This is a genomic window from Plasticicumulans lactativorans (assembly GCF_004341245.1).
Taxonomy (GTDB): Bacteria; Pseudomonadota; Gammaproteobacteria; order Competibacterales; family Competibacteraceae; genus Plasticicumulans_A; species Plasticicumulans_A lactativorans.
Window position 1 is genome coordinate 63,052 of sequence record NZ_SLWY01000009.1, and the last position, 19,605, is coordinate 82,656.

Below are 19,605 nucleotides of genomic sequence, written 5' to 3' on the forward strand. Positions count from 1 at the left end.
TCAGTGCGCGGCGAGCTGGAGCTGCTCGACCAGCGGGCCGAGCGCGAGCACCGGGAAGAAGGTCAGCGCGCCGACGATCACCACGGTGCCGATCAGGAACCCGACGAACAGCGGGGTGTGCGTCGGCAGCGTGCCGGGGCCGGCCGGCACGGTCTTCTTCGCGGCGAGGCTGCCGGCGATCGCCAGCACCGGCACGATCGTGCCGAAGCGCCCGAGCAGCATCACCGCGGCGCCGAGCAGGTTGTAGAACGGCGTGTTGGCGTTGAGGCCGGCGAAGGCGCTGCCGTTGTTGTTGCCCATCGAGGTGAAGGCGTAGAGCACCTGGGCGAAGCCGTGCGCGCCGGGGTTGGAGAGCGAGGCGAGCGCCGCCGGGGTGACCGCGGCGACGGCCGTCGGCAGCAGCACCACGGCCGGCATCAGCAGCACCACGATCGCCGCCATCTTCATCTCGAAGGGCTCGATCTTCTTGCCCAGGTACTCCGGCGTGCGCCCCACCATCAGCCCGGCGACGAACACCGCGACGATCACGAACACCAGCATGCCGTACATGCCGGCACCGACGCCGCCGAGGATGGTCTCGGAGAACTGCATCAGCGCGAGCGGCACCAGCCCGCCGAGCGGCGTGAAGGAGTCGTGCATGCCGTTCACGGCGCCGCACGAGGTGGCGGTGGTGGTGACGGCGAACAGCGCCGAGCGGGCGATGCCGAAGCGCACCTCCTTGCCTTCGAGGTTGCCGCCGGGGCTGGCGTCGCCCGCCTGCTGGTCGACGCCGAGCGCGGCGATGCGCGGGTTGCCGGCGCTCTCGGCGGCGTAGGCCGCGAACAGCGCGACCGCCAGCACGATCAGCATCGCCGCGAGGATCGCCCAGCCCTGCCGGCGATCGCCGGTCACGCGCCCGAACAGCAGCGCGCACGCGGCCGGGAGCGCGGTCTGCGCCAGTACCAGCAGGAAGTCGGTGAGCGCGGTGGGGTTCTCGTAGGGGTGTGAGGCATTGGCGTTGAAGAAGCCGCCGCCGTTGGTGCCGAGGTGCTTGATCGCGAGCTGCGAGGCGACCGGGCCGAGCGCGATCACCTGCCCGGTGAGCGGCTGGCCGCTGGCGCTGTCGACCGTCGGCTCCAGCAGCGTGGCGGTGACGTAGGGGGCGAAGGTCTGCACCACGCCCTGGGCGGCGAGCGCCAGCGCGAGCACGAACGCCAGCGGCAGCAGCACGTAGAGCGTCGCGCGCGTCAGGTCCACCCAGAAGTTGCCGAGGGTGGCGGTCTCGCGCCGGCTGAAACCGCGGAACAGCGCCAGCATCACCGCCAGCCCGACCGCCGCCGACAGGAAGTTCTGCACCGCGAGGCCGAGCATCTGCGTCAGATAGCTCAGCGTCGACTCGCCGCCGTAGCCCTGCCAGTTGGTGTTGGTGACGAAGCTCACTGCGGTGTTGAGCGCCGAGTCCGCCGCCACCGCGCCAAAGCCCTGCGGGTTCAGCGGCAGCGCGCCCTGCAGCTCCTGCAGCGCGAACACGGCGAGCACGCTGAAGGCCGAGAACACCAGCACGGCGGCCGCGTAGCCGCGCCAGTCCTGCTCGGCGTCCGCCGCCGTGCCGAGCAGCCGGTAGAACGCCCGTTCCAGCGGCCCGAACGCCCGTTCGAGCGGGCCGGCGCGGCCGTCGCCGACGCGTTCCAGCCAGGCGGCGAGCGGTACCGCCACCAGCACCAGGGTGACGAGGTAGAGGCTGATCTGGGCGATGCCGTTGGCCGTCATGACGGGCACCTCAGAAGCGTTCGGGCCACAGAAGCGCCGCCAGCAGGAAGCCGGCGAGCGCGACCGCCACCACCGCGGCGAGCAGATGCAGGACAGCCATGGACGATCTCCGCTATCAGGTTGGTGCGGAGCGCCTCCGCGGGTTCGCCCGGCGCCCTGCCGGACGGCGCAAACCCGCCCGTCCGGGCGCGGTGTCGTTGCCTGGCATCGTCGTCGCAGCCGCCGTTAAGGTTCCGTAAACACGGGCGCCCGGGGCGGCCGTGATACACTCCGCCCGCTTCGCCAGCCTGCGCGGAATCGCCCGCCCCGCCATGACCACCGAACACGCCATCGCCGACGGTCTGCAGCAACTCGGTTTCGCGTTGCCGCCCGCGCTACCCGCGCGTCTGGCCGCCTACCTGCGGCTGCTGGAGCAGTGGAACCGCGCTTACAATCTGACCGCCGTGCGCGAGCCCGCGCAGATGGTGCCGCGCCACCTCCTCGACAGCCTGAGCGTGCTGCCCTGGCTACGCGGCGCGTCGCTGCTCGACGTCGGCAGCGGCGCCGGCCTGCCCGGCATCCCGCTGGCGCTCGCGCGCCCGGACCTGGCGGTCACGCTGCTCGACGGCAACGGCAAGCGCAGCCGCTTCATGACCCAGGCGGTGCTCGAACTCGGGCTCGACAACGTCACGGTGGTGCAGGCGCGGGTCGAAGACTGGCGTGCACCCGCGCCCTTCGCCTGCGTGATCTCGCGTGCCTTCGCGGCGCTGGCGGAATTCGTCGAGGCCGCCGGGCGGCAGTGCGCGGCCGACGGCCGCCTGCTCGCGATGAAGGGTCAGCTGGCGGCCGACGAACTCGCGGCCGTGCCCGCCGCCTGGCGCATCGCCGGCGTGCACCGGCTCACCGTGCCCGGACTCGAAGGCGAGCAGCGTCATCTCGTCGAACTCGTGGCCACGCGGCCTGCCGCCGCGGCGGCGCCCTGACTCAACAGCGAACGGTTGCCGTCATGGCCAAGATCATCGCGCTAGCGAACCAGAAGGGTGGGGTCGGCAAGACCACCACCGCCGTCAACCTCGCCGCCTGCCTCGCGCTGGCGCGCAAGAAGGTCCTGCTGGTCGACCTCGACCCGCAGGGCAATGCCACCATGGGCTGCGGCGTCGACAAGCACGCCATGTACCGCACCAGCTACGACGTGCTCCTCGGCGAGGCCGGCATCGCCGAGGCCGTGCAGCGCGGCGTGCCCGATCGCCTGCAGGTGCTGCCGGCGAACACCGACCTCGCGGCCGCCGAGGTCGCGCTGCTGAACGCCGAGCGCGCGCAGTACCGCCTCGCCGAGGCGCTGGCGCCGGTGGCCGCCACCTACGACTTCATCTTCATCGACTGCCCGCCGTCGCTCAGCATGCTGACGGTCAACGCGCTCGCGGCGGCCGAGACCCTCATCATCCCGATGCAGTGCGAGTACTACGCGCTGGAGGGGCTGACGGCGCTGCTCGACACCGTCGAGCGCGTGCGCCGCACCGTGAACCCGGCGCTGCGCATCGAGGGGCTGCTGCGCACGATGTTCGACAACCGCAACCGGCTCGCCAACGAGGTGTCGCAGCAGCTGCTCGATCACTTCGGCGACACCGTGTTCGAGACCGCCATCCCGCGCAACGTGCGCCTCGCCGAGGCGCCGAGCTACGGGCAGCCGGTGATCATCTACGACCCGTCCTCGCGTGGCGCCGAGAGCTACCAGGCGCTCGCGCGCGAGATGCTGCGCCGCACGCGCCGCGCGGCCGGCGCCCGCGCCCCGGTGTGAAGGAGAGAGCAGCGATGGCGATACGCAAGGGCGGCCTGGGGCGTGGTCTCGATGCGCTGCTCGGCAGCAGCAGTGCCAGTGCCGTGGTGCCGGCGACCGGCGATGGCGTGCTCAAGCAGTTGCCGGTGGAGCTGATCGAGCGCGGGCGCTACCAGCCGCGCGTCGACATGCGCGCCGAGACCTTGCAGGAGCTGGCCGACTCGATCCGCGCCCAGGGCGTGGTGCAGCCCGTCGTCGTGCGGGGGCTGCCCGGCGGGCGCTACGAGTTGATCGCGGGCGAGCGCCGCTGGCGCGCCGCGCAACTCGCCGGCCTGGCCGAGGTGCCGGCGCTGGTGCGCGACGTGCCCGACCAGGCCGTCGTGGCGATCGCGCTGATCGAGAACATCCAGCGCGAGGCGCTGAACCCGCTGGAGGAAGCCGCGGCCCTGCAGCGGCTGATCGAGGAGTTCGACCTCACCCACCAGGGCGCCGCCGAGGCGATCGGTCGTTCCCGCACCGCCGTCACCAATCTGCTGCGCCTGCTCGATCTCAGCGCCGAGGTGCAGAAACTGGTCCAGGAACGCAAGCTCGAAATGGGGCATGCGCGTGCCTTGCTGCCGTTGCCGGCGGCGCTGCAACTCGAAGCCGCACGCCAGGTTTGCCTGCGTGGACTCTCGGTGCGCGAAACCGAAGTTCTCGCGCGCCGGCTGGCGCAGGGCGGCGCGGCGCCGGTGGCGCCGAAGAGCCTTCCTGATCCTGACATCAACCGTTTGCAGGACGATCTCGCGCAGCGCCTGGGGGCGCGTGTGCAAGTGCAGCACGGCGCCGGCGGCCGCGGGCGATTGGTGATTCATTACAATGATTTGGATGAACTCGACGGGATACTCAAGCATCTCCATTGACGCTTTTGGCGATTAAGTTGCCGATTGACCGTCCAGATACTCATTTCTATAATGCGCCGCGCGCTGCGGGTGCTCGCCCAAGCACGAGATTACGATCCGAGATTGCAGTTTTAGCATGCAGAACGGTCGCAATTCGTGGGTAGAGCGGCTTCCTGTGAATAACGACACGAATGCGGTCATGGGTGCAATTAAGGCAGCGCGCCGAGTCTTGGTTTTCCAGTTGTTGGTTACGCTGTCGGCGGTGGTGGCTGCTGGGTTCGTCGCGGGGCCCAGGGCGGCGCTGTCGGCCGGCGTGGGTGGGGGAATCAGCGTCGTGGTGACGGCGGTGTTCGCGGGCCTGGCCCTCGCCGCCGGTCCCGGAGCGACGGCGGCAAGGGTGGCGCGGGCGCTGTATCTCGGCGAGGTGGTGAAGTTCCTGCTGACGATCGCGCTGTTCGCCGTCGCCTTCGTCCTGATCGATGTGTCGTTCGTACCCCTCATCCTCACGTATGCAGCGACGCTGATGGTGTACTGGTTGGCCCTTCTTCTTACCTTGGATGCTCGGTGAAGACGCTATGAGTGCTGGTGCAGGTCCCCAAACGGCTTCCGAATACATCGTTCATCACCTGACCCCGCTGAGCGTCGGCCACGGTTTCTGGTCCGTCCATCTCGACACCCTGCTGTTCGGCGGCGGTCTTGGCGCCCTGTTCGCCTGGCTGTTCTACAAGGCGGCGGCCAACGCCACCTCGGACGTGCCCGGCCCCCTGCAGAACTTCTGCGAGATCCTCGTCGAGTTCGTCGACGGTCAGGTCAAGGATTCCTTCCACGGCCACAACCCCCTGATCGCGCCGCTGGCACTGACGATCTTCGTCTGGGTGTGGCTGTGGAATTTCATGGACCTGATTCCGGTCGACCTGCTGCCGGCGCTCGCCAGTGTCTTCGGTGTGCATTATCTGCGCGTCGTGCCGTCGACCGATCTGAATTCGACGTTCGCGCTGTCGATCAGTGTTTTGTTTCTGGTTTATTACTACAGCATCAAGGTCAAGGGTGGCAGCGGTTTTGCGCACGAGGTGTTGGGGCACCCGTTCGGTATCAAGGCGGCGCCTGCTAACCTGCTGCTCCGAATCGTCGAGGACCTGGCCAAGCCGATCTCGCTGGCTCTGCGTCTGTTCGGCAACATGTACGCCGGTGAGCTGATCTTCATCCTGATCGCTCTCTTGCCCTGGTGGGTACAGCCCCTCCTGAGCTGGCCGTGGGCGGTGTTCCATATCCTGGTCATCACCCTGCAGGCGTTCATCTTCATGACCCTGACCATCGTCTACCTGAGCATGGCGCACGAGGATCACTGATCCCCGGCGCCACCCCGTCGTCCGGTAGGTCTGTTTCGCTTCACCTGTCGTCCAACCTCAATCCGACTTGAAAATCTGGAGGAATCATGGAAATCGCCAAGCTCGTTGCTGACGTCCAGGGCATGACCGTCATTGCCGTGGCTCTGATCCTGGGTCTCGGTGCGCTCGGCACCGCCATCGGCTTCGCCCTGCTCGGTGGCAAGTTCCTGGAGGGCGCCGCGCGCCAGCCCGAGATGATCCCGACGCTGCAGGTGAAGATGTTCATCGTCGCCGGCCTGCTCGACGCCGTGACGATGATCGGTGTCGGTATCGCGCTGTTCTTCACCTTCGCCAACCCCTTCCTCGGCCCGGTCCAGGCGCTCGTCAAGTAAGTGTGCCGGGCTCGCCGGGCAACCACGGCTAACGTGTTTACGGGGGTACTAGCGTGAATATCAATGCCACTCTGATCGGGCAGATGATCACGTTCGGCCTTCTGGTGTGGTTCACGATGAACTTTGTATGGCCGCCGCTGATCAAGGCCATGCAGGATCGCCAGAAGCGCATTGCCGAAGGCTTGGCGTCAGCGGAACGCGGCGTCCACGAGCAGGAGCTGGCCAGGGCCAGGGCTGCCGAGATGCTCAAGGATGCCAAGCAGCAGGCCGCCGAGATCATCGCCCAGGCGCAGCGGCGGGCCGTCGAGCTCGTCGAACAGTCCAAGACCGAGGCCCGTGCGGAGGGCGAGCGCCAGCTCCACGCCGCCCGTGCGGAGATCGAGCTTGAGGTCAACCGGGCGCGCGAGCACCTGCGCACCGAGGTGGCGGGTATCGCCGTCGCCGGCGCGAGCAAGATCCTGAAGCGTGAAATCGACGCCAAGGCGAATGCCCAGTTGCTCGACGACTTGGTGTCGCAGCTCTAATCCGGACAGGACCATCCCATGGCTGAAACGACAACAGTAGCTCGGCCCTACGCCCGGGCCGCTTTCGAGTACGCCCAGAGCAAGAAGGGCGGCTTGAAGAAGTGGTCGGAGGCGCTGTCGGCGGCTGCCACGATCGCGTCGGATGCCGGCATGCAGGCTCTGCTCGCGAGCCCCACCCTTTCCGCCGCCGACAAGACGTCGCTGCTCGTCGACCTGTGCCGCGCTGCCGCTGGCGACAAGGCCATTTCCGATGAGTTCTGCAACTTCGTCCGCTTGCTGGCCGACAACGGCCGCCTGCGCAGCCTGGTGGACATCGCGGCGCTCTACGAGGTGTTCCGCTCGGAGGCCGAGAAGACGATCCATGCCGAAGTCATCTCCGCCTTCGAGGTCGACGACGAGCAGAAGGCGCGGATCGTCACCGCACTCAAGAAGCGCTTCAACCGCGACGTCGCACTCGAATGTCGCGTCGATCAGTCGCTGATCGGTGGCGCGGTCATCCGGGCCGGGGACGTGGTCATCGACGGTTCAGTGGGGGGCCAGTTGGCCAAGTTCGCCACCGCCCTGCGCCAGTAAGGGGAAAATAGGCTCATGCAACTCAATCCATCCGAAATCAGCGAACTGATCCGCAGCCGCATCGAGAAGTTCGAGGCGGTCGCCGAGGCGCGTACCGAAGGGACCATCGTCAGCCTGACCGACGGCATCGCCCGCATCCACGGCCTGCAGGACGTGATGCAGGGTGAAATGATCGAGTTCCCCGGCGAGGTCTTCGGCCTTGCGCTGAACCTGGAACGCGACTCGGTCGGCGCGGTCATCCTCGGGGCCTACGAAGGCCTGTCCGAGGGCGACAAGTGCCACTGCACCGGCCGCATCCTCGAAGTGCCGGTCGGGACGGAACTGCTCGGGCGCGTGGTCAACGCCCTCGGCGCGCCGATCGACGGCAAGGGGCCGATCAACGCCGCGCTCAGCTCGCCGATCGAGAAGGTCGCGCCGGGCGTGATCGAGCGCCAGTCGGTGGCGCAGCCGGTGCAGACCGGCCTGAAGGCGATCGACGCGATGGTGCCGATCGGCCGCGGCCAGCGCGAACTGATCATCGGCGATCGCCAGACCGGCAAGACCGCCGTCGCGATCGACGCGATCATCAACCAGAAGGGCACCGGCATTAAGTGCGTGTACGTCGCGATCGGTCAGAAGAACTCGACCATCGCGAACATCGTGCGCAAGCTCGAGGAGCACGGTGCACTCGATCACACCATCGTCGTCGCCGCCGGCGCCTCGGACTCGGCTGCGATGCAGTACATCGCGGCCTACTCCGGCTGCGCGATGGGCGAGTACTTCCGCGATCGCGGCGAGGATGCGCTGATCGTCTACGACGATCTGACCAAGCAGGCCTGGGCCTATCGTCAGATCTCGCTGCTGCTGCGCCGTCCGCCGGGTCGCGAAGCCTACCCCGGTGACGTGTTCTACCTGCACTCGCGTCTGCTCGAACGCGCCGCGCGCATCAACGCCGACGAGGTCGCCCGGCTGACCAACGGCGAGGTCACCGGCAAGACCGGCTCGCTGACGGCGCTGCCGATCATCGAGACGCAGGCGGGCGACGTGTCGGCCTTCGTGCCCACCAACGTGATCTCGATCACCGACGGCCAGATCTTCCTGGAGACCGACCTGTTCAACTCCGGCATCCGGCCCGCGATCAACGCCGGTATCTCGGTGTCGCGCGTCGGTGGTGCGGCGCAGACCAAGGCCATCAAGAAGCTCGGCGGCGGCGTGCGTCTGGCGCTTGCGCAGTACCGTGAACTGGCGGCCTTCGCGCAGTTCGCCTCGGACCTCGACGAGACCACCCGCAAGCAGCTCGAACGCGGCCAGCGCGTCACCGAGCTGATGAAGCAGAAGCAGTACTCGCCGATGTCCGTCGGTGAGATGGCGCTGTCGCTGTTCGCGGCCGACAAGGGCTATCTGGACGACATCCCGCTGAGCAAGATCGGTGACTTCGAGAAGGCACTGATCGCCTACATGAACGGCGCGTACGGCGAGCTGATGAAGCAGATCAACGAGACGGGCGACTACAGCGGCGAGATCGAGGCGACCTTCACCAAGGGCGTCGAGGATTTCAAGGCCAACCACGTCTGGTAAGCGGGTGTCAGCATGGCCGGTGCCAAAGAGATTCGAACGAAGATCAAGAGTATCAAGAGTACTCAGAAGATTACCCGCGCCATGCAGATGGTCGCGGCGAGCAAGATGCGCAAGGCGCAGGACCGCATGCTCGCGGCCCGGCCTTATGCCGAGAAGATTCGGACCGTCATCTCGCACCTGGCCCATGCCTACACCGAGTACCGCCCGCCGGCGCTGAGCGACCGTCCGGTCACCAAGCGTGTCGGCTACATCGTGATCTCCACCGATCGCGGGCTCTGCGGTGGCCTGAACACCAACATGTTCAAGGCCACCGTGCAGTCGATGCGCGAGTGGCAGGCGCAGGGCGTCGAGAGCGTCATGTGCACGGTCGGCGGCAAGGCGAGCGTGTTCTTCCGGCGGCTCGGCATCAAGATCCTGGCGCAGACCACGCATCTGGGTGACGCGCCGCACTTCGAGGACCTGGTCGGCTCCGTCAAGGTGATGTTCGACCAGTTCGCCGCCGGCGAGATCGACCGCATCTACCTCGTGCACAACGTCTTCGTGAACACGATGACGCAGAAGCCGAGCGTCGAGGTGCTGCTGCCGATCACGGCGCGTGTCGAGAAGGTCGATGCGCCGCACCGCTGGGACTATCTGTACGAGCCCGACGCGACCGTGCTGCTCGACACCCTGCTGATCCGCTACGTCGAATCACTGGTGTACCAGGGCCTGGTCGAGAACGTCGCCTGCGAGATGGCGTCACGCATGATCGCCATGAAGAGTGCCACCGACAACGCCGGCACGATCATCAGCGAGCTGCAACTGGTCTACAACAAGGCCCGCCAGGCGGCGATCACGCAGGAACTTTCCGAGATCGTGGCAGGTGCCGCGGCGGTCTAGGTCGCCGTTTTCGAGAGTTTAAGGGGAACCCTCAATGAGTTCTGGAAACATCGTGCAAGTCATCGGCGCCGTGGTCGACGTCGAGTTCCCGCGCGGGTCGGTACCGAAGGTCTACGACGCGCTGAAGATCGAAGGCAGCGGCCTGACCCTGGAAGTCCAGCAGCAGCTCGGCGACGGCGTCGTCCGCACCATCGCCCTCGGCACCTCCGAGGGCCTGCGCCGCGGCGTGGTCGTCAACAACACCGGTGCGGCGCTGTCGGTGCCGGTCGGCAAGGCGACGCTGGGCCGCATCATGAACGTGCTCGGCGAGCCGATCGACCACAAGGGTCCGGTCGGTGCCGACGATCACTGGGTCATCCACCGCAAGGCGCCGGCCTACGAGGAGCAGTCGGGTTCCACCGAACTGCTCGAAACCGGCATCAAGGTCATCGATCTGCTCTGCCCCTTCGCCAAGGGCGGCAAGGTCGGCCTGTTCGGCGGCGCCGGCGTCGGCAAGACCGTGAACATGATGGAGCTGATCCGCAACATCGCGATCGAGCACTCCGGTTACTCGGTGTTCGCCGGCGTGGGCGAGCGTACCCGCGAGGGTAACGACTTCTACCACGAGATGACCGAGTCGAACGTGCTCGACAAGGTGGCGCTGGTCTACGGCCAGATGAACGAGCCGCCGGGCAACCGCCTGCGCGTGGCGCTGACCGGCCTGACGATGGCGGAGTTCTTCCGCGACGAAGGCCGCGACGTGCTGCTGTTCATCGACAACATCTACCGCTACACGCTGGCGGGTACCGAGGTGTCGGCGCTGCTCGGCCGCATGCCCTCGGCGGTGGGTTACCAGCCGACGCTGGCCGAGGAGATGGGCGTGCTGCAGGAGCGCATCACCTCGACCACCAAGGGTTCGATCACCTCGATCCAGGCCGTGTACGTGCCCGCGGACGACCTGACCGACCCGTCGCCGGCGACGACCTTCTCGCACCTCGACGCCACGGTCGTGCTGTCGCGCGACATCGCGGCGCTCGGCATCTACCCCGCGGTGGACCCGCTCGACTCGACCTCGCGGCAGCTCGACCCGCTGGTCATCGGCGAGGATCACTACAACACCGCGCGTGCGGTGCAGGGCATCCTGCAGCGCTACAAGGAGCTGAAGGACATCATCGCGATTCTCGGCATGGACGAACTGTCCGACGAGGACCGCCTGGTGGTGTACCGCGCCCGCAAGATCCAGCGCTTCCTGTCGCAGCCCTTCTTCGTCGCCGAAGTGTTCACCGGCTCGTCGGGCAAGTACGTGTCGCTGAAGGACACCATCGCCGGCTTCAAGGGCATCCTGAACGGCGAGTACGATCACCTGCCCGAGCAGGCGTTCTACATGGTCGGCGGGATCGACGAAGTCGTCGAGAAGGCGTCCAAGCTCTGATGACGTCCAGACCCCGCGCCGCGCGCGGCGCGGGGTCCCGTTACCGACCGATCAAGAGGTAAGACGTCATGGCGATGACGCTGCATGTCGACATCGTGAGTGCCGAGAAGCAGATCTTCTCCGGTACCGCGGAGATGGTGAGCGCCACCGGCGAACTGGGCGAGCTGGGCATCCTGCCGCGCCACAGCCAGATGCTGACGCGGCTGCGGCCCGGCCAGGTGCGCGTCAAGCTGCTGCACGGCGAGGAGCAGGTGTTCTACGTCTCCGGCGGCCTGCTGGAGGTGCAGCCGCACGTGGTGACGGTGCTCGCCGACACCGCCGAGCGTGCCGCCGACCTCGACGAGGCCGCCGCGCTCGAAGCCAAGCGCCGCGCCGAGGACACGATGCGCAACAAGGTCGACGAGATCAGCTACGCGCGTGCCCAGGCCGAACTGGTCGAGGCGATGGCGCAGCTCCAGGCGATCGAGAAGCTGCGCAGGATGCGCAGGTAAGCACTACCGAGGCCGTGCCCCGCACGGCCTTTCGTTTTGGATGGCTTCCGCGGCGCCGTTCCGGTGCCGCAACGGGCGGTCGCCTGCAGGCGCTCGCCGTGTCCCGCGACCGGGCCGTGGCGCCGGCAGGACCGCCCCTCCCGCATCCGGAGGTTGCCCGGGACATGAACCTGTCCGTCGTCATCCTTGCCGCCGGCAAGGGCAAGCGCATGGTGTCCGATCTGCCCAAGGTGCTGCACCCGGTGGGTGGCCGGCCGATGCTCGCGCACGTGCTCGACACCGCCCGCCGCCTCGGCGCCCGCAGCCGGCACGTGGTCTACGGCCACGGCGGCGAGCAGGTGCTGCAGGCGTTCGCCGCGGCCGGCGACGTCGTCTGGTGCGAGCAGGCCGAGCAGCTCGGCACCGGTCACGCGGTGGCGCAGGCGCTGCCGGGGATCGATGACGCCGCCGTCGTGCTGGTGCTCTACGGCGACGTGCCGCTGCCCCGGCTGGAGACGCTGACGCCGCTGGTCGAGCGCGCCGGCGCCGGCGCGCTCGCGCTGCTCACCGTCGAGCTGCCCGATCCCACCGGCTATGGCCGCATCGTCCGCGACGCCGCCGGGCGCGTGCAGCACATCGTCGAGGAAAAGGACGCCGACGCCGCGCAGAAGCGCATCCGCGAAGGCAACACCGGGATCCTCGCGGTCAACGCCGGGCGCCTGCGCGCCTGGGTGGCGCGGCTCGGCAACGCCAATGCCCAAGGCGAGTACTACCTCACCGACGTGATCGCGATGGCGGTGGCCGACGGGGTGGCGGTCGAGGCGGTGCTCTGCACCGACCCGCTGGAGGTGTCCGGCGTCAACAACCGCCGCCAGCTCGCCGAGCTCGAGCGCGCCTGGCAGCGCCGCCAGACCGACGCGCTGATGGACGGCGGCGCCACGCTGTTCGATCCGGCGCGCGTCGACGTGCGCGGCGAGGTCAGCACCGGGCGCGACTGCACCATCGACGTCAACGTGGTGCTGGCGGGGCGGGTGCGCCTCGGCGACCGCGTGCGCATCGGCCCGAACTGCGTGATCCGCGATGCCGAGATCGCCGACGACGTCGAGGTCTTCGCCAACAGCGTGATCGAGGAGGCGGTGATCGGCCGCGCCGCGCGCATCGGCCCGTACGCGCGGCTGCGCCCCGGTGCCGTGCTCGCCGCCGATACCCATGTCGGCAACTTCGTCGAGATCAAGAAGGCGAGCATCGGCCGCGGCTCCAAGGTGAACCACCTGAGCTACATCGGCGACGCCGAGATCGGCACCGACGTCAACGTCGGCGCCGGCACCATCACCTGCAACTACGACGGCGTGAACAAGCACACCACGGTGATCGACGACGGCGCCTTCATCGGCTCCAACTCGGCGCTGGTCGCACCGGTGCGCATCGGCGCCGGGGCGACGGTCGGCGCCGGCTCGGTGATCGGCAAGGACGTGCCCGACGGCGTGCTGGCGCTGACCCGCGCGCGCCAGCGCGTGGTCAGCGACTGGGAACGGCCGCAGAAGTCGGCCGAGTAGCGCGCGTCGCGGCGCGCGGCCAACACCGGGAGCTTCTCCGATGGGCGCACTGGTATTCGGTCTGCTGCTGTTCCTGGGCACGCACTCGCTGCGCATCGTCGCCGAGGACTGGCGCGCGCGGCAGCTCGCGCGGCTCGGCCCCCGGCGCTGGCAGGGCCTGTTCGCGCTGGTGGCGGCGCTGGGCTTCGTGCTGCTGGTCTGGGGCTACGGGCAGACGCGGCTCGACGGCGTCGCGCTGTGGCAGCCGCCGCTGTGGACACGCCACCTCGCGGCGCTGCTGATGCTGCCGGCGCTGATCCTGGTCGCCGCGGCCTACGGGCCGGCCAACCGCATCCGCGCGGCGCTGGGCCACCCGATGCTGGCGGGGGTCAAGCTCTGGGCCTTCGCCCACCTGCTCGCCAACGGCCGGCTCGGCGACGTGCTGCTGTTCGGCGCCTTCCTGCTCTGGGCGGTGCTGGACTTCCGTGCCGCGCGCCAGCGCGACCGCCGCGCCGGCGTGATGCCGGCGGCCGGCTCGGTCGCCGCCACCGTGCTCGCGGTCGCCGCCGGCGCCGGCGTCTGGCTCGCCTTCGCGAGCTTCCTGCACCGCTGGCTGATCGGCGTGCCGGTGTTCGGCTGAGCGGCCGCCCGGCACGCCGTCGGCGGCGTCACTTCACCTCGATCGTGATGGTCTGCGCCCATTCCGGGCCGTAGGACTTGTGCTCGCCATCGGCGAACTGCAGCGTCAGCAGGTGGCGGCCCGGGGCGAGCGTCAGGGTGGTCTCGGTCTGCCCCTTGCCGAAGTGCAGGTGCTGCGGGTCGGCCGGGATCACCTGCCCCTTCGGTACCGGGCCGCCGTTGATGATCAGGTGGTGATGACCGGTGCCGGGCGTCATGTCGCCCGCCATCTTGATGGTCATGCCGTCGACGGCCATCACCACCTTGACCTCCTGGCCGACGCTGGCGCCATCCTTGGGCTCGACGAAACTCACGCCGGCCGTGGCGGCGAAGCTCAGGGCCGACAGCAGCAGGCCGCCGAGCATTGCGGATACCTTCATGTTGATCTCCTGGACGGGTGACGGGGGCGCCCGGGCGTGCCGGGCGCACGGGTGGGGCGGCGGCGCCGTGCCGCCACCCGGTGCCGGGGCGGGCCCCGGCCGGGTAAGAGCCGCCGGTGGTGCCGAGGTTCAGTCTTCGAGCGTGAAGCCGACCTTGATGGTGACCTGCCAGTGGGCGACCTTGCCGTCCTGGATGTAGCCGCGGGTCTCGACGACCTCGAACCAGTGCAGGTTGTTCAGCGTCTTCGCGGCCTTGCCGATGGCGTTCTGGATCGCCTCCTCGATGGAGATCGGCGACGAGCCCGTGAGTTCGATCTTCTTGTATACGTGGTTGCTCATGGATGGTTCTCCGGCTGGCGGGCCCGTGACAGACGGTCGCGCACCGGGGCGGGCCCGCGCCGGTGCGGGGGTTCGCGGCCGGTGCGGCGGCCGGGCGTGGTGCGTACGCCTGCCCGCTGCCGCATCCGGGCGCGTCCCCCGGCACCAGCATAGACCGCCGCGCGGCGACGGCCCGCGCGCCCGGTACAATCGCCGCTCATGGACATCACCCCGATCCTCGAACACCTCAACGACGCGCAGCGCGCGGCGGTCACCGCGCCGCCCGGCCCGCTGCGCGTGCTCGCCGGCGCCGGCTCCGGCAAGACCCGCGTGCTGGTGCAGCGCATCGCCTGGCTGCTGACGGTGGAGCAGGCCAACCCGTGGAGCATCCTGGCGGTGACCTTCACCAACAAGGCCGCCGCCGAGATGCGCGCGCGCATCGAGCAACTGCTCGAATTCCGCGCCAGCGGCCTGTGGATCGGCACCTTCCACGGCATCGCCCACCGCCTGCTGCGCTACCACTGGCGCGAGGCGCGCCTGTCGCAGCACTTCCAGATCCTCGATGCCGACGACCAGGTGCGCCTGGTGCGCCGGGTGCTGCGCGGGCTCGAACTCGACGAGAAGACCTGGGCGCCGAAGCAGGCGGTGTGGCGGATCAACGCCTGGAAGGACGACGGCCTGCGCGCCGCGCACATCGATGACCGCGACGACCCGTTGCTGCGCACGCACGTGCGCATCTACGCCGCCTACGAGGCCGCCTGCGAGCGCAACGGCGTGGTCGACTTCGGCGAGCTGCTGCTGCGCACGGTCGAACTGCTGCGCGACGACGCCACTCTCGGCGAGCACTACCGCGCGCGCTTCCGCCACGTGCTGGTCGACGAGTTCCAGGACACCAACCAGGTCCAGTACGCCTTCCTCAAGCTCATCACCGGCCAGCGCGGCGACGTCTTCGTCGTCGGCGACGACGACCAGGCGATCTACGGCTGGCGCGGCGCGCGCATCGAGAACATCCAGCGCTTCGAGCAGGACTTCCCCGGCGCGCTGACGCTGCGCCTGGAACAGAACTACCGCTCCACCGCGGTGATCCTCGACGCCGCCAACGCGCTGATCGCGCACAACCGCGGCCGCCTCGGCAAGCGCCTGTGGACCGACGGCAGCCGCGGCGAGCCGATCGACGTCTACGCCGCCTACAACGACTACGACGAGGCGCGCTTCGTCGTCGAGCGCATCCAGCGCTGGGTGGAGGAGGGCGGGCGGCGCGCCGAGTGCGCCGTCCTCTACCGCTCCAACGCCCAGTCGCGCGTGTTCGAGGAAAGCCTGATCGCCGCCGCGCTGCCGTACCGCGTCTACGGCGGCCTGCGCTTCTTCGAGCGCGCCGAGATCAAGGACGCGCTCGCCTACCTGCGCCTGCTCGCCAACCGCGACGACGACGCCTCGTTCGAGCGCGTCGTCAACACCCCCACCCGCGGCATCGGCGAGCGCACGCTCGACGAGCTGCGCGGCGTCGCGCGCGAACGCAGCGTGGCGCTGTGGCAGGCCGCCGAGCGCCTGCTCGCCGAGCGCCGCCTGGCCGCGCGCGCCGCCAACGCCCTCGCCGCCTTCCTCGCGCTGGTCGAGCGCCTCGCGCGCGATACCGCCGAGCGGCCGCTGTCGGCGGTCACCGCGCACGTGATCGAGCACGCCGGCCTGCTCGCGCACGTGCGCAAGGACAAGGACGGTAAGGGCGAGGACCGCGCCGAGAACCTCGAAGAGCTGGTCAACGCCGCGCGCGCCTTCGAGACCCTGCCCGAGGAGCTCGAAGGCATGCGCCCGCTCGACGCCTTCCTCGCCCATGCCGCGCTCGAAGCCGGCGAGGGCCAGGCCGAGGCCTGGGAGGACTGCGTGCAACTGATGAGCCTGCACAGCGCCAAGGGGCTCGAATTCCCGCAGGTGTTCATCGCCGGCTTCGAGGAGGATCTGTTCCCGCACTACCTGTCGAGCCAGGACCCCGAGAAGCTCGAAGAGGAGCGCCGCCTCGCCTACGTCGGCCTGACCCGCGCGCAGCGCCACCTCACGCTGTCCTTCGCCGAGCGCCGGCGCCTGCACGGGCAGGAGATCTACCCGCGCCCGTCGCGCTTCCTGCGCGAGATCCCCGCCGAGCTGACCCGCGACGTGCGCGCCCGCGCCACCGTGTCGCGGCCGCTGTACAACCCCGGCCCGCTGGTGCAGGCCGAGAGCGACACCGGCCTGCAGCTCGGCGGCCGCGTGCGCCACCCGAGCTTCGGCGAGGGCGTGGTGCTCGCGCTCGAAGGCGCCGGCGCCCACGCACGCGTGCAGGTCAACTTCAAGGCCGCCGGCGCCAAGTGGCTGGTGGCCGCCTACGCGAAGCTGGAGAAGGTCTAGCCGCCCGGCCCCCTTTCACCCCAGGGGTACTCGGGCAGGTCGGCCGGGTGCCACCAGCGGGCGATGGCGGTCAACCGTGTGCCGTTACAGCGCCTGGCGCCCGTCGCTGCTGAAGTAGCGCAGGCGGTAGGCGCGCCAGGGGGCGTCGGCGCCGCGGCGGCAGGCGCCGTAGCGGAACGGCGGCGGCTGGCCCGGCAGGGTGTGGCGCAGGTCGGTGAACCACGCGCAGGTCTCGTCGCCGTCGGTGTCGAGGCGGTACAGCGCCGGCCACTGCGCGAAGTGGCGCAGGCCGGCGAGCGCCGGCGATGCCCAGGCGTCGGCGGCGAGCGCGCGTGTGCCGGCGTCGCGGCCGAAGCGCGTGTACGGCTGCCAGTCGAGGCCATCGGCGGCGTGGTAGCCGCGCGCGTCGAAGCCGGCGAGCACGGGCCACGGCCACGGCGGCGGCCACAGCGTCAGGTGGGCGTAGCGACCCTGGGTGCCGTCGACGTCGACCAGCAGCAGCCAGTGGAACGGCGACAGCGGCTGCGGCAGCGCCTGCACGCGCCGCACGCCGCTGCCGTCGACGAGCGCCAGTGCGCGTTCGCGCAACTGCACCTGCAGCACCAGCAGCGCGCCGAGCGCGAGCACGGCCGCGCCCAGCGCCGCGCGCGGCCGGCGCCGGGCGGGCAGGCAGGCGAGGCCGACGATCAGCGCCGCCCAGGGGTTGACGTCGAACGACCAGCCGAGCGCCCACGGCTGCGTCGACAGCGGCCACAGGCACTGCGTGCCGTAGACGGTGATGAGGTCGCCGGCGATGTGCGCGGTGATCCCCAGCGCGCAGGGGCCGACCAGCCGGCGCCACGGCGCGTGCAGCAGCCGTGCGAGCGGCAGCGCGAGCAGCGCCGCCCACAGCGGCAGCATCAGCAGCGAATGCGTGGCGCCGCGGTGGGCGTTGAGGAACAGCGACGGGGCGAGCCAGAACAGCAGGTAGTCGAGGTCGGGGAAGGCCGCCGCCAGCAGCGCCGCGGTGGTGCGGGCGCGGCCGTGCCTGGCGTGTGGCCAGGCGGCGCGGGCGAGCAGCGCGCCGCTCAGGGCATGGGTGACGAGGTCCACCGCGTCAGTGCCGCGCCGGCGGCGGCGCGAAGCCGGGCAGCCGCAGCGCGAGCCATTCGGCCTGGCCGAGCAGGTGGTCGAGCCGCTGGCGGGTGCGCGTCGAGCCGGGCGAGTCGTCGCCCATCCAGTGCACGAAGGTCGCCAGGTAGATGCCGGTCAGCACCGATTCGGCCAGCGCGCGGCGCAGCCCGGCGTCGCGCAGCCCGGCCGCCTCGCGCAGCCACTGCACGGTGCGGCTGATGCGCATCACCGCTGGCACCTGGATGTGCACGTGGCCGGGTTCGAGCTTGGCGAGGATCATCTGCCGCGTCACCCGCCGGTGCGCGGCGAGCGCGTCGAGCCAGGTCATGATCGCGCGGTGCAGGCGCGCCCGCGTCGGCAGGCTGCGGAACTCGGCGCTGGCGGCGTCGAGCAGCATCGCGCGGTCGGCGCGGTCGAACCACGGATCGGTGAGGTCTTCCTTCTCGCGGAGGTGGACGCGCAGGTCTTCGAGCGTCAGCCCGGCGGCGGCGGCGACCTCGTGCAGCCGCACCTGCTCCCACGAACTGCGCTCGGCGCAGTCCAGCGCGGCATCGAGGATCTGCTGCAGGGCGGGATCGGTCGGCATCGGCGGCAGCCCTCCCCGGTCGGCGGGAATGCCCCCGGAGTATAGGTGCCGGCAGCGCGGCGCCGGCGTCCACCCCGCGGCCCGGGTTGCGGGCCGGCCCCGTATCGAGCCGGGCCGGTGGGGGCGGCGAGCAGGCCCGCCCGGTCCTGAATCGAGTCCGCGGGGTTGGCAGCCGAACCGGTTAGGTTCTGGACGAGGCCAGCAGGGTCGACGACCGAACCTGTTCGCCTTCGGACGGGGCCCGGGCGGTCGGCGACCCCATCGCCGCGCCTTGACCGGCGACCGGACGCCGCCGCATCGTGGCGCGGTTTCCGGGCACGGGGTGGAACATGGGCCTGATGGGGTTCGTTGCGGTCGGTGTCGGTGCCGCGCTCGGCGCCTGGCTGCGCTGGTGGCTGGGCCTGCGGCTCAATCCGCTGTTCGCGACGCTGCCGCTCGGCACGCTCGCCGCAAACCTGGCCGGCGGCTACCTGATGGGGCTCGCCCTCGGCGGCTTCGGCCACTGGCAGGCGCTGCCGCCGGAGTGGCGGCTGTTCGTCGCGACCGGCTTCCTCGGCGGCCTGACGACCTTCTCCACCTTTTCCGCCGAGGTCGTCACCCTGCTGCTGCGCGGCGAGGCCGCCTGGGCGGCGCTCGCCGTGCTCGCCCACGGCGGCGGCTCCTTCGTGCTGACCTGGCTGGGCATCCTCACCGTCAACCTGCTGCTGCAGGCGCTGCGTGGCGCCTGAGCGCGAGGGGTCGCACATGAACGACAAGGTGCACGCGGGCGTCTGCCTGAGCCTGTACATGGCCGAGAACCGCCGCCACCACGGCCGCCTGCTCTACGAGTGGCTGCTCGGCGAGGCGCAGCGCCTCGGCATCGAGGGCGGCGGGGTGTTCCGCGCGATCGAGGGCTACAGCCGCCGCCACGGGCTGCGCGCCGCGCACTTCTTCGAGCTCGCCGGCGACAACCCGGTGTGCGTGGCCTTCTACCTGAGTGCCGACGAGGAGAGCCGCCTGCGCGCGCGGCTCGCCGAGGAGGACCTCAACCTGTTCTTCGCCCGCTGGCCGGTCGAGTTCGGGGTGCTGAACCGGGCCGACGCCTGAGCGGTGG

At 69.9% G+C, this 19,605-nt stretch carries 23 protein-coding genes; 17 read left to right on the forward strand and 6 right to left on the reverse strand.

Features of this window, described 5'->3' with window-relative positions; translation table 11 throughout:
- Together kdpA and kdpF are read right to left on the reverse strand one after the other, a co-directional pair.
- A complete protein-coding gene (gene kdpA, locus EV699_RS09020; RefSeq protein WP_132541824.1) occupies nt 1-1,749 on the reverse strand; it encodes a potassium-transporting ATPase subunit KdpA in 1,749 nt (582 codons plus the stop codon).
- A gap of 10 nt (nt 1,750-1,759) precedes the next feature.
- Nucleotides 1,760-1,849 (reverse strand): K(+)-transporting ATPase subunit F, encoded by a 90-nt coding sequence (gene kdpF, locus EV699_RS09025; protein WP_132541827.1) that lies wholly within the window; start codon nt 1,847-1,849, stop codon nt 1,760-1,762.
- 211 nt (nt 1,850-2,060) lie between these two features.
- Between kdpF and rsmG the strand changes: the two genes are divergently transcribed.
- The 14 genes from rsmG (at nt 2,061) to EV699_RS09095 (ending at nt 13,695) form a co-directional block, all read left to right on the forward strand.
- The gene (gene rsmG / locus EV699_RS09030; RefSeq protein WP_132541830.1) at nt 2,061-2,711 is read left to right on the forward strand and encodes a 16S rRNA (guanine(527)-N(7))-methyltransferase RsmG; all 651 of its coding nucleotides are present in this window, start codon (nt 2,061-2,063) and stop codon (nt 2,709-2,711) included.
- Between the two features lie 23 nt (nt 2,712-2,734).
- Complete coding sequence (locus tag EV699_RS09035; RefSeq protein WP_132541833.1) at nt 2,735-3,526, forward strand: ParA family protein; 792 nt, start codon at nt 2,735-2,737, stop codon at nt 3,524-3,526.
- Nucleotides 3,527-3,540: 14 nt separating this feature from the next.
- Nucleotides 3,541-4,407 carry a ParB/RepB/Spo0J family partition protein gene (locus tag EV699_RS09040; protein WP_132541836.1) on the forward strand — a complete coding sequence of 289 codons (867 nt, stop codon included), beginning with the start codon at nt 3,541-3,543 and terminating at the stop codon, nt 4,405-4,407.
- Between the two features lie 115 nt (nt 4,408-4,522).
- Nucleotides 4,523-4,954: an ATP synthase subunit I gene (locus EV699_RS09045; RefSeq protein WP_132541839.1), complete on the forward strand. Its 432-nt coding sequence runs from the start codon at nt 4,523-4,525 to the stop codon at nt 4,952-4,954.
- Between the two features lie 7 nt (nt 4,955-4,961).
- Nucleotides 4,962-5,735, forward strand: coding sequence for a F0F1 ATP synthase subunit A (gene atpB, locus EV699_RS09050; RefSeq protein WP_132541842.1), 774 nt, complete (start codon nt 4,962-4,964; stop codon nt 5,733-5,735).
- An 86-nt stretch (nt 5,736-5,821) separates the two neighbouring features.
- Complete coding sequence (gene atpE / locus EV699_RS09055; RefSeq protein WP_132541844.1) at nt 5,822-6,106, forward strand: F0F1 ATP synthase subunit C; 285 nt, start codon at nt 5,822-5,824, stop codon at nt 6,104-6,106.
- 53 nt (nt 6,107-6,159) lie between these two features.
- Nucleotides 6,160-6,630, forward strand: a complete 471-nt coding sequence (locus EV699_RS09060) for a F0F1 ATP synthase subunit B (RefSeq protein ID WP_132541846.1) — start codon at nt 6,160-6,162, stop codon at nt 6,628-6,630.
- Between the two features lie 18 nt (nt 6,631-6,648).
- The gene (locus tag EV699_RS09065) at nt 6,649-7,203 is read left to right on the forward strand and encodes a F0F1 ATP synthase subunit delta (RefSeq protein WP_132541848.1); all 555 of its coding nucleotides are present in this window, start codon (nt 6,649-6,651) and stop codon (nt 7,201-7,203) included.
- A 15-nt stretch (nt 7,204-7,218) separates the two neighbouring features.
- On the forward strand, nt 7,219-8,760 hold the full coding sequence (atpA, locus tag EV699_RS09070) for a F0F1 ATP synthase subunit alpha (protein WP_132541850.1): 1,542 nt from the start codon (nt 7,219-7,221) through the stop codon (nt 8,758-8,760).
- 12 nt (nt 8,761-8,772) lie between these two features.
- Nucleotides 8,773-9,639 carry a F0F1 ATP synthase subunit gamma gene (atpG, locus tag EV699_RS09075; protein ID WP_132541852.1) on the forward strand — a complete coding sequence of 289 codons (867 nt, stop codon included), beginning with the start codon at nt 8,773-8,775 and terminating at the stop codon, nt 9,637-9,639.
- Nucleotides 9,640-9,673: 34 nt separating this feature from the next.
- Nucleotides 9,674-11,050 carry a F0F1 ATP synthase subunit beta gene (gene atpD, locus EV699_RS09080; RefSeq protein WP_132541854.1) on the forward strand — a complete coding sequence of 459 codons (1,377 nt, stop codon included), beginning with the start codon at nt 9,674-9,676 and terminating at the stop codon, nt 11,048-11,050.
- 68 nt (nt 11,051-11,118) lie between these two features.
- The gene (locus EV699_RS09085) at nt 11,119-11,541 is read left to right on the forward strand and encodes a F0F1 ATP synthase subunit epsilon (protein ID WP_132541856.1); all 423 of its coding nucleotides are present in this window, start codon (nt 11,119-11,121) and stop codon (nt 11,539-11,541) included.
- A gap of 164 nt (nt 11,542-11,705) precedes the next feature.
- Nucleotides 11,706-13,076 (forward strand): bifunctional UDP-N-acetylglucosamine diphosphorylase/glucosamine-1-phosphate N-acetyltransferase GlmU, encoded by a 1,371-nt coding sequence (glmU, locus tag EV699_RS09090; protein ID WP_132541858.1) that lies wholly within the window; start codon nt 11,706-11,708, stop codon nt 13,074-13,076.
- Nucleotides 13,077-13,116: 40 nt separating this feature from the next.
- A complete protein-coding gene (locus EV699_RS09095; protein WP_132541861.1) occupies nt 13,117-13,695 on the forward strand; it encodes an NnrU family protein in 579 nt (192 codons plus the stop codon).
- 28 nt (nt 13,696-13,723) lie between these two features.
- Here EV699_RS09095 and EV699_RS09100 read toward each other — a convergent pair whose 3' ends face one another.
- Both EV699_RS09100 and EV699_RS09105 read right to left on the reverse strand, forming a co-directional pair.
- On the reverse strand, nt 13,724-14,113 hold the full coding sequence (locus EV699_RS09100) for a DUF4399 domain-containing protein (protein WP_132541863.1): 390 nt from the start codon (nt 14,111-14,113) through the stop codon (nt 13,724-13,726).
- A 129-nt stretch (nt 14,114-14,242) separates the two neighbouring features.
- Complete coding sequence (locus EV699_RS09105) at nt 14,243-14,452, reverse strand: dodecin (protein WP_132541865.1); 210 nt, start codon at nt 14,450-14,452, stop codon at nt 14,243-14,245.
- 198 nt (nt 14,453-14,650) lie between these two features.
- Between EV699_RS09105 and uvrD the strand changes: the two genes are divergently transcribed.
- Nucleotides 14,651-16,813 carry a DNA helicase II gene (uvrD, locus tag EV699_RS09110; protein WP_132541867.1) on the forward strand — a complete coding sequence of 721 codons (2,163 nt, stop codon included), beginning with the start codon at nt 14,651-14,653 and terminating at the stop codon, nt 16,811-16,813.
- 84 nt (nt 16,814-16,897) lie between these two features.
- Here uvrD and EV699_RS09115 read toward each other — a convergent pair whose 3' ends face one another.
- Both EV699_RS09115 and EV699_RS09120 read right to left on the reverse strand, forming a co-directional pair.
- Nucleotides 16,898-17,905, reverse strand: a complete 1,008-nt coding sequence (locus tag EV699_RS09115; protein WP_132541870.1) for a metal-dependent hydrolase — start codon at nt 17,903-17,905, stop codon at nt 16,898-16,900.
- Between the two features lie 4 nt (nt 17,906-17,909).
- Nucleotides 17,910-18,512 (reverse strand): TetR/AcrR family transcriptional regulator, encoded by a 603-nt coding sequence (locus EV699_RS09120; RefSeq protein ID WP_132541872.1) that lies wholly within the window; start codon nt 18,510-18,512, stop codon nt 17,910-17,912.
- 329 nt (nt 18,513-18,841) lie between these two features.
- Between EV699_RS09120 and crcB the strand changes: the two genes are divergently transcribed.
- Both crcB and EV699_RS09130 read left to right on the forward strand, forming a co-directional pair.
- A complete protein-coding gene (crcB, locus tag EV699_RS09125; RefSeq protein WP_132541874.1) occupies nt 18,842-19,240 on the forward strand; it encodes a fluoride efflux transporter CrcB in 399 nt (132 codons plus the stop codon).
- 16 nt (nt 19,241-19,256) lie between these two features.
- Nucleotides 19,257-19,598: a DUF190 domain-containing protein gene (locus EV699_RS09130; protein ID WP_132541876.1), complete on the forward strand. Its 342-nt coding sequence runs from the start codon at nt 19,257-19,259 to the stop codon at nt 19,596-19,598.
- Nucleotides 19,599-19,605: the final 7 nt, after the last annotated feature.